Annotated in this window: 10 protein-coding genes and 1 riboswitch; of the genes, 7 read left to right on the top strand and 3 right to left on the bottom strand. The window is 30.5% G+C overall.

Going from position 1 to position 15,673, the window contains the following annotated elements; genetic code table 11:
- A complete protein-coding gene (gene crcB, locus CLRAG_RS00690; RefSeq protein ID WP_065076601.1) occupies positions 1 to 456 on the bottom strand; it encodes a fluoride efflux transporter CrcB in 456 nt (151 codons plus the stop codon).
- A 48-nt stretch (positions 457 to 504) separates the two neighbouring features.
- Positions 505 to 564, bottom strand: a riboswitch (Fluoride riboswitch).
- A 165-nt stretch (positions 565 to 729) separates the two neighbouring features.
- On the opposite strand from crcB, the gene CLRAG_RS00695 reads away from it, so the two are divergent.
- The 5 genes from CLRAG_RS00695 (at position 730) to CLRAG_RS00715 (ending at position 9,614) form a co-directional block, all read left to right on the top strand.
- The gene (locus CLRAG_RS00695; RefSeq protein ID WP_065076602.1) at positions 730 to 1,545 is read left to right on the top strand and encodes a DUF166 domain-containing protein; all 816 of its coding nucleotides are present in this window, start codon (positions 730 to 732) and stop codon (positions 1,543 to 1,545) included.
- A gap of 219 nt (positions 1,546 to 1,764) precedes the next feature.
- Positions 1,765 to 4,182, top strand: coding sequence for a VIT and vWA domain-containing protein (locus CLRAG_RS00700; protein WP_065076603.1), 2,418 nt, complete (start codon positions 1,765 to 1,767; stop codon positions 4,180 to 4,182).
- A 302-nt stretch (positions 4,183 to 4,484) separates the two neighbouring features.
- Positions 4,485 to 4,943 carry a MarR family transcriptional regulator gene (locus CLRAG_RS00705; RefSeq protein WP_065076604.1) on the top strand — a complete coding sequence of 153 codons (459 nt, stop codon included), beginning with the start codon at positions 4,485 to 4,487 and terminating at the stop codon, positions 4,941 to 4,943.
- Positions 4,944 to 5,204: 261 nt separating this feature from the next.
- Complete coding sequence (locus CLRAG_RS00710) at positions 5,205 to 8,345, top strand: efflux RND transporter permease subunit (RefSeq protein WP_065076605.1); 3,141 nt, start codon at positions 5,205 to 5,207, stop codon at positions 8,343 to 8,345.
- A gap of 3 nt (positions 8,346 to 8,348) precedes the next feature.
- Positions 8,349 to 9,614 (top strand): efflux RND transporter periplasmic adaptor subunit, encoded by a 1,266-nt coding sequence (locus CLRAG_RS00715; RefSeq protein WP_065076606.1) that lies wholly within the window; start codon positions 8,349 to 8,351, stop codon positions 9,612 to 9,614.
- A gap of 46 nt (positions 9,615 to 9,660) precedes the next feature.
- On the opposite strand, the gene CLRAG_RS00720 is transcribed toward CLRAG_RS00715, so the two are convergent.
- Together CLRAG_RS00720 and CLRAG_RS00725 are read right to left on the bottom strand one after the other, a co-directional pair.
- On the bottom strand, positions 9,661 to 11,325 hold the full coding sequence (locus CLRAG_RS00720) for a putative ABC transporter permease subunit (RefSeq protein WP_065076607.1): 1,665 nt from the start codon (positions 11,323 to 11,325) through the stop codon (positions 9,661 to 9,663).
- Positions 11,318 to 12,043: an ABC transporter ATP-binding protein gene (locus tag CLRAG_RS00725; protein ID WP_065076608.1), complete on the bottom strand. Its 726-nt coding sequence runs from the start codon at positions 12,041 to 12,043 to the stop codon at positions 11,318 to 11,320. The genes CLRAG_RS00720 and CLRAG_RS00725 overlap by 8 nt, the downstream gene beginning before the upstream one ends.
- A 341-nt stretch (positions 12,044 to 12,384) precedes the next feature.
- Between CLRAG_RS00725 and CLRAG_RS00730 the strand changes: the two genes are divergently transcribed.
- Positions 12,385 to 13,704, top strand: a complete 1,320-nt coding sequence (locus tag CLRAG_RS00730) for a ClC family H(+)/Cl(-) exchange transporter (RefSeq protein ID WP_242872067.1) — start codon at positions 12,385 to 12,387, stop codon at positions 13,702 to 13,704.
- Between the two features lie 9 nt (positions 13,705 to 13,713).
- Entirely contained in the window at positions 13,714 to 15,654 is a 1,941-nt protein-coding gene (locus tag CLRAG_RS00735; RefSeq protein WP_065076609.1) for a sigma-54-dependent Fis family transcriptional regulator, read from the top strand.
- Positions 15,655 to 15,673 lie beyond the last annotated feature (19 nt).

A 15,673-nucleotide genomic window follows, 5' to 3' on the forward strand; every position in this document is an offset into this window, starting at 1 on the left:
TCAAATGGAATTTCCTTTATTTTTACAATCATTATTCTCTAATTCATTTAAATCAACAGAGTAGTTGAGGTTCAATTTTGAAACTAACTTTATGGAAGTAAATTCTCCAAGATAAGCAAAGGCAAGTCCCAAAATTAAAGAAATACAAATATAACATACAGCTAATATAAGGTGGTTTGAATTTATAAGTGATACAGTTTCTTTACATAAGGTAGAAAAGGTAGTATAAGCCCCTGCAAATCCCGTACATATTCCTAACTTTATATTTGAAGATACAACTGAAGTATAAACAGCAGCAGTGGTTACGAAAGCTAGAATAAAGGCTCCTGTTATATTTATAAATAAAGTATTTATAGGAATTAAGCTTAAATAGGTACTTACTTTTACATTTTCCAATGCAAATCTTAAAATTGCACCTAAAAAACCACCTATTCCTATGTAAATATATTTTTTCAATTTAATACCTCCTGTGAATTTGACTACAAAAAATGCTCCTACTTTTTGATTAAAGTAGGGGCTATCAGCTATAAGCAATTAAAGGTGAGCTCCATCACCTATAAAATAGATTTCTACAATATAATATATTTTTATTATACTACCTACAATATATATTTTGCAAATAAAAAATATATAAAAGCGTAACAACTGTTACAGATAATTTATATAGAGTAATGTATCATATTAATTGGGTAAGTTATATTTGTATCTTTTATATAGGGGGGAAAAAGGTTGAAAATACTTATAGTTTGTTCAAAAAAGAGTGGAAAGTTGCCTGAAAATGAATTTTACACAAAAACTGACAGCAGATTTGCAGGTACAAAATTTATACCACATATAAAAAATTACAAGGAAGCTTGTACTGTATGTGGTAAGAAATGTGTTTGGTGTAGAGGAAAATATGAGTTGAATTTTAAAAAGAGTGTAAGTGAAGTAATTGAACTTCCAGATATATATGAATTATTTGAAGATAATCCATTAAAGTATTTGCCACAAAAATTTAAGAAGCATGATACAGCTGTAATTATAGGAGTACATGAAGATATAATAATTGAATTGCCAAAGATTATAGCCGAAAGTGGTGGAAAGGCTATAATAGTTCCCTGTGAAAGTAGAAGCTGGGTATCAAAATGGACAAGGGAAAAACTTATTGAGGAATGTGAAAAATATAATCTACAGTATGCTTTTCCTAAACCTTTTTGCACATTGAAATATGGAAAATTTCCTCTCATAAATGAATTTATTGATTTCTTTAAAATAGGAAAGCCCCAATTTAGACTTTATGTAAATGATGAAGATGTAATAGAAAAAGCAGAAGTTATAATATCCGCACCTTGTGGAAATGGGTACAATATTGCAAGACATCTTCTGGGAAAAAAGTTAGGAGAGGAAGCAAAAAAATCTGTGGCAAAATTTTGGCACAGTTATCCATGTCTTGGAGATATGCATGTAGATCCAGAACTTGGCGATACTCCTCTTCATATAAGTGGATATACCCACTATGCAGCTCTTGAAAATGCACAAATAATTAGAAATAGCAAAGTTTAAGTAATTACCTCTGATTTTAGAATTAAAACTAAGGTCAGAGGTAATTTTATTTAAAATAATTTACCATATATATGATATAATAATACAAAATAGATATTTTTAGTATGAATATATTATTAAGATGTGGTAAATATATAGTTAGTAATTATTTTTAATGGAAAATAATATTTAATATGTATTTTTGTAGATAAAGTGAAATTGAAAAGGAGGTCAGGATATATGTTATCTTATGCTAATAGAGATACTAAAATTGATGAGGGAATTTTATTAAAAAAAGTTAATATTAATGGAAATTTATGTGCAGGGTATGGTGAGATATTTATAAATCAGATTTATCAAAATTGCAGCAATGAAAATATAGAAGGAGTTTACATTTTCCCGCTTCCAGCTGCAGCTATAATATCTGGTTTTGAAGCAGAAATAGGTGGAAGAACTTTAAAGGCAGTAGTTGAAGAAAAAGATAAGGCACTTCAGATTTATGAAAATGCAAAGCTTAGAGGAGACAGCACTTTTTCCTTAGAAGAATTCAGTCCCCACTTATTTAAAATAAGCATAGGAAAAATAATTTCCGGAGAAACTGTTAAAATAAAACTTTCCTACATAGAGGAACTAGATTATAAAGATAGTACATTTAAACTTACAATACCTGCAATTTCACAACCTAAGATAATAAGAAACAGATCTAAAATTGAAGAACTAAAGGATAACCTGGTAAATAAATTAGGTATAAGAAAAACTAAGGAAGAGAACTTTGAATTTAAGGTAAACATAATAGTGGAATCCTTGAGTAAAGTTGATTTTAGGTGTCCCTACCATAATATAAAGGTGGAGAGGGAAGGTGATACAGTAGCTAAAATAAGCTTAGAAGAAAACTACTATTTAACAGAGAAAGATTTTATATTGTTTATGAGGGAAAGAGAAACCTTAGAAGCAGATGGAATGATATATGAGTATAAGGAAAATGATGAGGAAAAAGGGATAGTTTATATGAGAATGATTCCTAAACTTGACCCCTATGAAGAAGATATTACAGAACATTATGTATTTTTAATTGATATTTCAGATACGATGAAAGGTGAAAAGTTAGAACAAGCTAAAAATGCACTTCAACTTTGTATAAGAAATCTATCAAAAGGAGATACCTTTGACATGATAGCCTTGGGGAATAAACTAATTAGCTTTTCTCAAAATGGACTGATAGAGTTTAATGCAGATTCACTAAGAGAAGCATCTAAGTGGATAGATAGTTTAAAAACGGAAAAAGATGCGGATATATTTGGAGGGATAAAATACAGCCTTGAAAATGAAGGATCTGAAAATACTATACTCCTTTTTACAGATGATTCGGTAGAGGATGAGGAAAAAATACTTTCCTATGTGAATGAAAATATTGGGGATAATAGAATATTTACTTTTGGAATAGATTCTTGTGCAAATAATTATTTTTTGAATAAGTTAGCCCATGAAAGTTATGGAAAAGCAGAATTTATAGATATAGGTCAAAGAATTGAAGATGTGATTTTAAGGCAGTTTAATAGAATACAAAGTCCTCAGGTAGATGGTATAGATATAGATTGGGGAAGGTTACAAGTTAACTCTACTTATCCAAGGACTATTGAATATATGTATGATAGAGAGCCTTTTTCTATATTTGCAAGTGTTACTGGGGAAGTAGAGGGACGAATAACTTTAAAAGGGTATGTGGATGGAAAAGAATATTTGAGAAGGATAGATATTGACAATTTTAGAACAGAGGAAAATGCCAGCTTACTTAGAAAGGTTTGGGCTAGAAAAAAGATGAAATCTTTAGAAATGAATATGAAAGCACAGAGGGGACAAGAGAAAGAAGAAATGAAAAGAAAGTTAATAGAACTTTCTAAAAAAAGTGGCTTCATAAGTCCTGAAACTACTTTTATATTGATGGAATTAAGAGAAGAACCAGTACTTGGCATTCAGCTTAAAAATATAATTCCAATAAAAGTAAATGAAAGCACTTTAGGTGAAAAAATAGATGAAAACTTAGAAAGTGGGTTCTTATATAGAAGTTTTACAAATGATAAAGAAGAGAAAGAATATGACAGTGACAATTTATATTTGGATAAAAAGTATACTAGAGAAAAGCTTATACGAATAATAGCTAAAAATCAATTTGCAGATGGAGCTTTTGTAGATTATGAAGATAGCAATTTAGAGGATAAAATAGAGACTACTTCCATGGTAATGCTGGCATTTATAATAGGAAGGGAAAACATAGACATATATACAAATCAATTAAATAAAGCTGCAACTTTTATATGTGACAGTTATGATCAGGTTGATTTTAATGTGAGAGATGATATTCTAGAGATGTCTATCCTGGCACTGAATAATATAAAGAAGAAGAAAATACTAAAGGACAAATATGTTTTAAAGGTTGATCATATAATAGAGAAATTGTGTGAAAATTTATATCCTAAAGAGGATACAAAGCACATATTAAAGAATTTAATGGATAATTCCTTTAAAAGAAATGTAGCATCTCTTTTTAAATCAAGCGAAGATGGAAAATATATAGAAGAAGAAATAACGATAGTTGAGGAGAGAAATTCCATATTTAATATGGCAAAACTGGCAGTACTTAAGGCACTAAAGAATTAGAAAGAATCATTAGGTGGTATCATATTGATATAATATATTTTGCATACATTTAAACCTAAGTTGTAGGAGAGAATATTAAGGCAAAATTCATATAGATAGTAATATTAGAAAAAATACTCCAGAAAGTATACCTGGAGTATTTTTCTTAATATTATATTAAATTTGTTAATAAATTATTGATATTTATAAAATATAAATATATAATTTACATTATGTATTCATATATGTATGAAATATTTAAGGTTTAAAGTGTTTAAACTTTAAACTTTAAATATTATGTAGGGTAGTAAAGGAGAATTTTAATGAACTGTGAAAAAGATAAATTATCGCTTATTGAAGATATAAAAAAAGGATTATATGATTTTGTTATCATAAGTAGATCTATAATGAATGAGATAAATTATGAAGAAAAACTTTCTATTTCGCAGCTGTTCCTTTTATATTTACTTGAAGAAAGTGAATCCTACAAAGTTAGTGAACTTGCTGAAAAACTTGGAATAACTCCTTCAGCTGTTACAAATTTAAGCAATAAATTAGTTGAAAGCCAATTTATAAATAGATTTAGACCAGAAGACAACAGGCGGGTAGTTATGATATCTTTGACAGATAAAGGAAAACAATTCCTAAAAAAAATGAGCGAAGTAAAATCTAGATTTTTGGCAGAATCACTTTCGGAGCTGAATAATGATGATTTAAAAAATATGAGTTTAAGCTTTTTAAAATTGAATTATGCTCTCCAAAAGTATAAAAATAGAAAATAATAGATTGCTATATTGTTATCTGATGGCTACCTACTGTAACACTCCAACGCACTCTGTGAAAGCGACTATCACCAAATCGAAGATTTGGGATATCTGCTTTTCTATCAAAGTGGGAGATAACAGTAGCTACGCCCCTAGATAATTCATCTAAACTTAGTAGGAGAAACAGAAACTCTAAAGAGAAAGCGACTATACCAAATCAAAGATTTGGAATATCTGCTTTTCCCACTAAGTAAGATTCATTGATAAAGGAGGAGAAAAATGAATTTAACTGAACTATCTGTAAAAAAGCCAGCTGCAATAACCATGGTTATATTGTTTTTGCTAGGGCTTGGTATATTTGGATATACACATCTTGGCGCAGATCTTATGCCTTCTATGGATATACCAGTAATTTCTATATCCACTAGTTATTCTGGTGCCAGTTCTGAAGATATAAGAAAGGATGTCGTAAAACCTATGGAGGATGCGGTTGCAGGCATAAGCGGCATCGATAGAATTAATTCTACAGCTAGAGAAGGAATGGGACAAACTACTATAATATTCAAATCCAGCGCAAATATGAATACAGCCTTTCTAGATGTACAAAAAGCTGTAGATAATGCACAAGGTAAACTTCCTAAAAATGCAGATAAGCCTATTTTATTTAAGTTAGATACAGGTGCTATGTCTGCTTTAATGTTATCTGTATCTGGAAACTTATCTTATGATGAACTTTACAATGAGGCAAATAATATAACTGAGGCTCTAAAAAAAGTTCAAGGTGTAGGAAATGTATCTCTTGAAGGAATACAAAAAAAGCAGTTGATAATAAAATTAAATAAATCTGCCATAGAATTTTATGGTATAAATTTAAATACTTTAACTTCTAAGCTGCAGTCAGATAATATAAATATGCCTGCAGGCCAGATAAAGCAGGACAAATTAAATCAATCTGTGAGAGTTATAAGTAAATTTGAAAGTGTAGATGAAGTAAAAAATTTGCTCATACCTACTTCAGGAAACAGTACTGTCCGTCTAGGAGATATAGCAGATGTAAATTTGGAATATCCTGAACAAGATCAACGTATTAGAATGAATGGAAAAAATACTATAGGAATAAGTATACAAAAGCAAAGTGATGCAAATGTAGTTGAAGTTGTAAACAATGTTAAAAAGGAAATTGCCGGGTTAAAAAAAGATATGCCATCTAATATTAGATTAGACACTGCATATGATAGTACTACGTTTATAAATTCTTCTATTTCTCAAATAAAGCATACTTTAATAGAGGGTGTAATAACAACTGCTTTAGTTTTACTAATATTCTTAAAAAGCTGGAGATCTTCACTTGTAATACTTGTAGCTATACCAACATCTCTTATTGCAACTTTTTTTATGATGTATGCTATGAAATTTACTATGAATATAATGTCTCTTATGGGATTATCTCTTTGTGTAGGTACACTTGTAGATGACTCAATTGTTGTATTAGATAACATACAGCGGCATCTGGCTATGAAAAAAGATCCACAATCTGCAGCTATAGATGGACGTAAAGAAATAGGACTTGCATCTATTGCCATAACTCTTTGTGATGTAGTTGTATATCTTCCTGTTTGCTTTATGACAGGTATGGTAGGAACTTACTTTAGGGAGTTCGGACTTACTATAGTTTTTGCCTCGTTATTTTCTTTATTTGTAGCATTTACTATAACTCCTATGCTGGCATCAAGACTTCTTAAAACAGAAGAAAATAGACAAGCAAAATCAAGAATGTTAAAAAGTAAATTTAAACGAAGCATATTTTATAGAATACTTAATGGAATTTCAAATTCTATGGATAGTATAACAGCTAACTATAAAAGATTTCTTATATGGTGCTTGGATCATAGAAAAAGGGTACTTGCCATCGGTGCAGTTGTATTAGTAGCAACTATTGCATTGATACCTATAGGTGCTATAGGTACGGAACTTATGCCAACTACAGATGAGAGTAATTTTAGTATAAGTATGAGTTTTGATTCTGGAACCAGTTTAAATGAAATGGATAAGAAAGTTAAACAAGTAGAAAACTATTTACATAGTGTACCTGAAATTAGTACATATTATTCCATGGTAGGATCTAGCAGCGGCAGCGTAATGATGGATAGTTCTTCAAATTCTGCAACTATGTATGTAACTCTTTATCCTAAAAATGATAGAAAAAGATCTCAAACTGAAGTGGCAAAACAAGTTAGAAAATGGGGAAATGCAACTTTAGCCGGAACAGATTTTTCTGTGAGTGAATCCGAAGCTGGAGGGTCAGGTTCAAGTAAGCCTATATCTATTGAAATATTAGGGGATAATACGGATACTGTAACTGAAATATCAAATAAGGTAGAGCAAATAGTAAAAGGCATTCCGGGAATTGCAGATGTAGGTAATTCTACAAATGCAAGTCAAAGCGAGCTTAGGGTTAAAATAGACAAGTTAGCAGCAGCGCAGTATGGTGTATCCATATCAGATATATCATCTACACTTAGGACAGCAATTCAAGGCTCTTCTGCTGGAACATATAGTACTAGTGATGACGATTATGATATAAAAGTAAAATTTCACGATGGTGATATAAAAACTCCTTCGGATATAAGTGGAATAAAAGTGCTAAATCAATCTGGACAATCTATACCAATAAGTGAAGTTGCATCTATAGTGAGGACTAATAGTCCGCAATCTATATCTAGAAAGGATAGGCAGGATGTAGCTACAGTTTCTGCAAATATTGAAGGAAGGTCTCTTGGAACTATAAGTCAGCAGATAGGTGAAAAATTAAAGTCACTATCTGTACCAGAAGGTTATAAAATCAAATTTGGCGGTGATCAGAAGAGTATGGGAGATAGCTTTACTTCTCTTGGAGAAGCACTGGGAGTATCATTAATACTTATTTACATGATACTTGTTGTGCTTTACGAATCCTTCTTAACGCCATTTATAAGAATGTTATCGCTGCCTTGTGCACTTGTTGGAGCTTTTGGAATACTTGCTATCACGGGTAAAACTTTAAATATGATGTCACTAATAGGACTTATTATGCTTGATGGATTAGCTTCTAAAAATGGTACTTTATTGATTGATTATACTAATACTCTCATAAAACGTGGATATAGTTTAAGGGAAGCATTAATTGAATCTGGTGAAAGAAGATTAAGACCTATAATGATGACTTCTTTAACCATGATTGTGGGTATGCTGCCAGCAGCTTTATCTATAGGCGAAGGTAGTGAATTGAAATCAAGTATGGCTGTCTTAGTTATTGGAGGAATGGTTGCATCAACTATTTTTACTCCTATAATATTACCTATAATTTACTTGATGATGGACAATTTGAAGAATCGTATATTTAAAAAAAGAAAAAAACAGCCAGAAATGCAGGAGGTGTAATTTATGAAATTTAACGTTTTAAAATCCAAAAAAAATATTGTGAAGATAGTAGTTGTTTTATTAGTAGTTTTAATGGTAGCTGCTATAGCTCATAACGTAATTAAAAATAAAAAAGTAGAGTCACAAAATAAAATTCAAAATGTAAATGTCGCTGAAGCAAAACTAGATTCTTTGACAACAACTGTAGATTATTCGGGAAAGTTAAATTCAGATAAAGATGTATCTATATCTCCTAAAACACCAGGCAAAGTTCAAGCTTTAAACGTAAAAGTAGGTAGTACTGTAAAAGCTGGAGATATACTTTTTACTCTTGATTCAACTTCGCTGCAAGCACAGCTTCAGCAGCAGCAGGCAAGCATACAATCTGCAAAAGCAAATCTAGATAAAACTCAAAGTTCTGGAGTTGAACAGCAGATTGTGCAGCAGCAGCAAGCATTAAATACGGCACAGATAAATTATAATGATGCTAAAAATAGTTATAATAGAGAGCAAAGCTTATATTCTGCTGGGGCTGTGCCAAAACAGGATTTAGACAATGCTACTACAAAATTAGAGAATGCAGAAGCTTCACTTTCTGCAGCACAGCAAAACTTAGACTTAACCAGGCAAAAAGTTGGACCTGAATCGGTTGAAGTAGCTCAGGCTCAAGTAAATCAGGCACAAGCTGGACTTAAATCAATTCAAAGCCAGGTTGATGATACTGTAATTAAATCACCTATTTCTGGTGTTGTATCTGCTGTAAATATACACCAAGGAGAAATTACTTCAGGTGCTCAGGCATCCGTAACCATAGTAGATTCAAGTTCAATTATGGCTGAAGTAAATGTGTCAGACACTATGCTTTCAAAAATTAAAGTTGGACAGTCTATACCTGTAACAATTCCTTCTCTTTCAGATAAAAAATTGACAGGAACTATAGATACTATAACACCTAATGCAGACAGCAAAACTCAGCAATATCTGATTAAAGTAAGAATACCTAATTCAGATGCAAGCTTAACATCAGGAATGTATTCAAAAGTGTCTTTTCCTGACCAGGTTAAAAATAATGTAATGACAGTACCTAATGAAACTGTAAAAGTTGAAAATGGAGTTCCATATTTGTTTGCAGTAAGAAGCAATAAAGTAAAGAAAGTAGCTGTAACTACAGGACTTTCAAATGATAAAGTTACTGAAATAACATCCTCTAACATAGAAGCTGGAGATAGAATAATAACTTCAGGACAAACGTTCTTAAATGACGGAGATAAAGTTAAAGTACTTAATTAATAAAAAAGGACTAACATGCTAATTTACTAGTATGTTAGTCCTTTAATTATATTTCTATATTTTTAAACATAGAGATTCCCTTTGAACATATAACTTTATACAGTATAAAGTTTGATGATATTATTATGCAAAGTCCCAAGACAGCAACTTCGTTTATGTAGCTGTAAAAATTAATCATTGAAAATATTAATATGCCTGTGAATATAAAGCTAATTATGTTATTTATAAAGGTATTGAAATTTTGTTTTACAGCTTTTACTTCATTATCCCAGTGCAGCTTTGGAAATCTCAAATCAATTAAAATTCCAGTCATGGAGGTAAGCAGTATTCCTATAAAACTAACTAAAAGTGAAATAACTGAGAAACATATAGGTAGTTTTACAAATAAAGTCAATCCTATTAAGATTAGAAATGTGCTTGTAATTGCAACGAGAACTCCAGAAATCACTTTTGCCATAATTTGAGTGCTGTAGGAAACGGGTAAGTATTTTTTTACAAATATATTTCCTCCTTCTCTTGATATACCTGTGGAAGTTATGGAATTAGAAGCTCCCAAAATTAATCCTGCAGCTAGAGATATTACGATGCAAGTCATTGTAGTAGTTGAGGTTACCTTAATATTTACTAGGACATTTAATTTGTGAAAAGACTCCGGTTGAACTAAAAGTGGTATAAAAAGTACAATAGGTAATATGATGTTCACTAAAATACAATTCGTAAAATATACAGGTGTCCTGAAAAGAGATTTCATTTCTTGAAGCAGTAGAGCTTTAAATTTGGAATTTGTAGAGGAAGTTTCATTTAATTTTGAATAATCCAGTTCTCTTCTCTTTGCAGAAATTTCACTGCCACCTTGAGCACCTTTAAAATATAAATGTTCACCAAGTATTGAAAATAGTAAAATTACAAGAATATTTAAAACTATAAATAAAATTAAGTTTCCAAATCCCCTAAAGCTTGAACTATATACTAGAGAACTTGCAGACAATGTACTCCCTGGAAAAAATCTGTTTGAAAGAGATACTAAAGAATTATTTCCTTCATTTATCATCTTAAATATGTTTTCATAATTTTGGGATGATACAGTCATTTTTTGAAGTACTATATTTAAACCTATTGCAAATAACATTGCAAAAATTCCACCTAAAATTTTTAAGATATCACGATGCTTACCTATATTTGTAAAACTCATTATTACCATATTTAAAATTGAAGCTGCAGCTATAGGTATAATAGGTACTATTAAAAATAGTAGTGCACTGTATATAAAATAAAGCGGATTAGAACTGCCTTTATACCCATAGATTAGCAAAACAGGAAGTAGTATAAAAACTTCAGTAAGGTATTCATATATGAGTATTACAGTGAATTTGGAAAGTAGAATTTCCCAAGGCTTTAAGGGCAGTGGCAGCAGAAGGTCTATATCTTTTGAAAAATACAGTACATTTATAGAATAAAATATGGCAAAGAAGAATATAAATACACTCGTAAAAGATATACCAAGAGATAAAATTAAGCCTTGCTGACCTATTTTGTAGAGATAGTCATAAGCTGAGAATATAAAAAGAGAAAATAGTTTTATAGTAGGTAAGAGAGCTAGTAAAATGATTATCCAAAGGGCTGCTTTTTTAATATTACTATTTTTTTTCATACCTGCAGAATTACTTCCGTTTTTCAACAATACTTTAGTTAAAACTATATAATTATTCATTACCAGTCATCTCCAAGAAAATATTTTCTAAGCTTTCATTTTCATTGAACTTATTTTTTAACTCTTGAAAAGTTCCGGAAAATGAGAGAGAGCCTTTATTTATAACTGCAAGTCTATCACATAATTTCTCTGCCACTTCTAAAACATGAGTTGAAAAAAATACGGTGTTTCCTGCACTTGCATGTTCTTTCATCATTTCTTTTAATGTATATGAGGATTTAGGATCAAGTCCTGTCATAGGTTCGTCTAATATCCAAACACTTGGATTGTGGATTAGAGCACCTATAATTATTATTTTTTGCCTCATGCCGTGGGAATAACTTTGAATCTGATCTCCTAAAGCATTTGATATCTCAAACCTATTGGATAAATTTTTAATTTTAGCTGTTCTTTCTTCAGATTTCACTCCATATATATCTGCCATGAAATTTAAGTATTCTATACCTTTAAGTCTTAAAAACATATCTGGGCTGTCAGGTACAAAACCAAATTGATATTTGGCCTCTATTGGTCTTTCATTTATATCTATGTTGTTTATTCTTACAGTTCCACTGTCTGCTTTTATTATTCCTGTTATCATTTTTATGGTGGTAGTTTTTCCAGCACCATTTGGACCTATAAATCCAAATATTTCTCCATCGGGTATACTTAGATTTAGATTGTCTACTGCCTTTGAAGATGAATTGTAGCTTTTGTTTACCCCTAATAATTCAATCATAACTTTCCTCCAATTATATTTAAGATATAGAGTTTTCAACTGAAATTTAAACTTATACTCTATTGTAGAAATATGTTTGCACATAAGCCAATGTTCAAGCTATAAACCTTGTAGTAAAGTGTTATATTAGTATTATATTTAATAATTTACTTAAAAGCAATTGAAGGTCAATCTGTATTTGGTTGAAATCAAATAATAGTTGGTGATACTCCAATAATTGAAATAGAAATATTATTAGGAAAGGAGAATAAAATATGCTCCATTTTATGGTACAATGAACATGAAATGCAGGAGTATGGCATTAGTAAATTATGTACATATTTAATTAGTTAGAAAGGAAAATGAAAAATCAGATGGAAATGAGTGATAAAAGAAATAAATATGAAGCGTTATTTAATGAAAATAGTTTTAAATTAAAAAGGATACTTGAAAGTATTATTGTTGGAATGTTAACAGGTGTTATAATATCTTTTTTGAGATTTTTAGTGGATAAATCAGGATACCTTTTAGCGAATACTTATAAAACAATCAGTTTAAAGCATTGGTTAATTCCAATTTGGATTATATTTTTAATTATAATAGGTTATATAATTGGCTTGATTGCAAAAAAGAATGCTGCAATTAGGGGTAGTGGTATTCCACAAGTTGAAGGTGTATTACTTGAAAAACTTGATATGACATGGTGGAAAGTAATATTGGGGAAATTTGTAGGGAGTTTTCTTGCTATTGGGACAGGCCTTTCACTTGGAATAGAAGGACCTTCTGTTCAATTGGGTGCAGCAGTTGGACAAGGCTTTTCAAAAATTTTAAAAAAAATTAAAATAGAAGAAAAATATCTTATTATAAGTGGTACTAGTGCTGGAATTGCTGCTGCGTTCAATGCTCCACTGGCTGGAACAATGTTTGCACTAGAGGAAATTTCAAAAAAACTGTCGCCTACAATTTTGATTTCAGCATTTTCTGCTGCAGCGGCTTCAAATTTTATTTCTTATCAACTTTTTGGGTTTAAGCCTGTTTTTGATTTTAGAAATGTACCCAGGTTGCCATTAAATTGTTATTTATTTATTATTGTATTTGGAATTATTATAGGTGTTTTAGGAGTTGTCTTTAATAAAGCATTAGTAAAAACACAAAATATATTTTCTATGCAAAAATGGATTCCTATACAGTTCAGACCAATGTTTTGTTTAGGAATATCAATCTTTATAGGTTTTTTGCTGCCTCAGATTTTAGGAGAAGGAAATATGCTTATAATGTCTCTTGCAAAAGGTAATATTGCAATAAAAATGCTTGTGATTTTGCTTGTTTGCAAATTTATTTTTTCAATGATATGTTGTGGTTCAGGAACTCCAGGAGGTATATTTCTACCATTATTTACTGTAGGAGCTTTAATAGGAGCTATATATGGAAGTGCTGCTACTTACTTATTTCATATTAATAGTTCTTACATTGGAATCTTTATAATTCTTGCTATGGCAGGATATTTTTCTTCAGTTATAAGGGCTCCTATGAGTGGCAGTATACTTGTTATAGAAATGACAGGATCTTTTAGCAATCTTTTACCTATTGCTATTATTTCAGTAGTTTCTTATTTAACTGCTTATATATTAAAGTCTAAACCAATATATGAAACTTTACTGGAAAAACTTTTAATTAATTAGGTGATGCTTATGGAAAACTATATAAAATTTATAGCTAAGGCCTGGAAAGATTTTATAGAAGAAGGATATTTAAATAGTGCAGTACGGCCTGAAATTGCTGACTCCTGGAAAAGGTGCAAAAATTATGAGGTAGATCCCTTAAATGGTAGAGGAAATAGCATTCTTACGGGCAGAAGCATTGCTTATCGACTGGAACAAAATGAAGATCTAATTTCTATTGCAAAACCTGTAGTAAAAAGTCTATGTGATATTGTAGCAGGTTCTGGATTTGTAATTATGCTAGTAGATAAAGAGGGATATGTTATAGAGGCACTAGGTGATACGGATATAATGAAAAGCGCAGATGAATTGAAATTTGTGGTAGGTTCTCTCTGGACGGAAAGGGAAGTAGGAACTAATGCTATAGGCACTGCTCTGTATTTAGATAAGCCGATACAAACTATTGGAGCAGAACACTATGGTGTAAAACAGCATTCATGGACATGTTCTGCAGCACCTATTCATAATGAAGATGGGGATGTAGTAGGGTGTATTAATATGTCAGGAAATTATTATGATGCACATTTGCATACTTTGGGTATTGTTACAGTAGCAGCTCAAGCAATAGAAACCCAATTTGATCTTACTATTTCAAATAAACTTATGAACACCACTTTTGACTCGGTAACAGAAGGTATGATTGTACTTGATAGTAAATTAAATATAAAGAAGATAAATGATAAGGCATTAAATATTCTAGATATGAAGAGTGAAAAAACAATAAAATTAAATATTACGAGTATTATACATAATGTAGATTTTAAAAATATACTAAACGGCAGGGCAGATAATTGTAATGATATAGAATGTGATTTTTATGTAGAAGGTAGTAGAATCAAATGCCTTATAAGTGTATTGGCAATGAAAGTGAAAAATAAAATAATGGGAATAGTTATAACTTTTAGGGAATGTAAATATTATCACAAACTTGTTAAAAAAGTTATGGGATATACTGCTTCCTATAATTTTGACAATATAGTTACTGTTAATTCTAAAATGAAAGAAATAATAAAATTTGCTAAAAAAGTAGCAAGAAGTGAATGTAATATTTTAATAGAGGGGGAAAGTGGTACTGGAAAAGAACTCTTAGCTCAATCTATTCACAATTATAGTGAAAGATGTGAAGGTCCTTTTGTAGCTATAAATTGTAGTTCTATACCTAGAGAACTTGTAGAAAGTGAGCTTTTTGGTTATGAAAAAGGAGCTTTTACAGGGGCTTTAAAGCAAGGAAAGCCTGGAAAATTTGAATTAGCAGATGGAGGAACTATTTTTTTAGATGAAGTAGGAGAGCTTCCTCTTGATATACAGTCAAAGCTTTTAAGGGTTCTTGATAATAATAAGATTACAAGAGTTGGAGGAACTTATGAAAAACAGTTAAATGTAAGGGTAATAGGAGCTACAAACAGAGTGCTCAAGGATGAAATTAAAAAGAAAAATTTTAGAAGTGACCTTTACTATAGATTGAGCGTAATGAATATAAAAACTGTACCGCTTAGGGAAAGAAAAGAAGATATAGAGCTTTTAATTAAATATTTTATGGAAGAATTAAATTCTAAAAGTTTATGTAAGAAGAAAGTAGTGGAAAAGGCATACATTGAAAAAATTAAAACTTACGATTGGCCAGGAAATGTTAGAGAACTTAGAAATGTAATAGAGAGGGATTACTATTTAAGTGAGGATAAGATGGTTCCTTTGGATTATTTAGAAAAAGAAATTTATGAAAAAAATGTCTCCTCTGATCCAGTAAATATTAGTGTACTTCCAATGGATGTTTTAGAAAAAGAAAACATTGAAAATGCACTTGAAAAGTGTAATGGAAATATATTAAAAGCCGCAAAATCTTTAAACATCAGTAGATCTACCATGTACAGAAAAATGAAAAAGTATGGAATAAAAAGTGTGTCAAAATGACCAGAAAAAAATGAAATTC

Source organism: Clostridium ragsdalei P11, from assembly GCF_001675165.1.
GTDB classification, from domain to species: Bacteria; Bacillota; Clostridia; order Clostridiales; family Clostridiaceae; genus Clostridium_B; species Clostridium_B ragsdalei.

Excerpts from the sequence above, each read along its gene's own strand:
- CLRAG_RS00710 (WP_065076605.1), top strand. The coding sequence starts at position 5,205 with ATGAATTTAACTGAACTATCTGTAAAAAAGCCAGCTGCAATAACCATG.
- CLRAG_RS00715 (WP_065076606.1), top strand. The coding sequence starts at position 8,349 with ATGAAATTTAACGTTTTAAAATCCAAAAAAAATATTGTGAAGATAGTA.
- CLRAG_RS00700 (WP_065076603.1), top strand. The coding sequence starts at position 1,765 with ATGTTATCTTATGCTAATAGAGATACTAAAATTGATGAGGGAATTTTA.
- CLRAG_RS00720 (WP_065076607.1), bottom strand. The coding sequence starts at position 11,325 with ATGAATAATTATATAGTTTTAACTAAAGTATTGTTGAAAAACGGAAGT.
- CLRAG_RS00735 (WP_065076609.1), top strand. The coding sequence starts at position 13,714 with ATGGAAAACTATATAAAATTTATAGCTAAGGCCTGGAAAGATTTTATA.
- CLRAG_RS00725 (WP_065076608.1), bottom strand. The coding sequence starts at position 12,043 with ATGATTGAATTATTAGGGGTAAACAAAAGCTACAATTCATCTTCAAAG.
- CLRAG_RS00705 (WP_065076604.1), top strand. The coding sequence starts at position 4,485 with ATGAACTGTGAAAAAGATAAATTATCGCTTATTGAAGATATAAAAAAA.
- CLRAG_RS00730 (WP_242872067.1), top strand. The coding sequence starts at position 12,385 with ATGAAAAATCAGATGGAAATGAGTGATAAAAGAAATAAATATGAAGCG.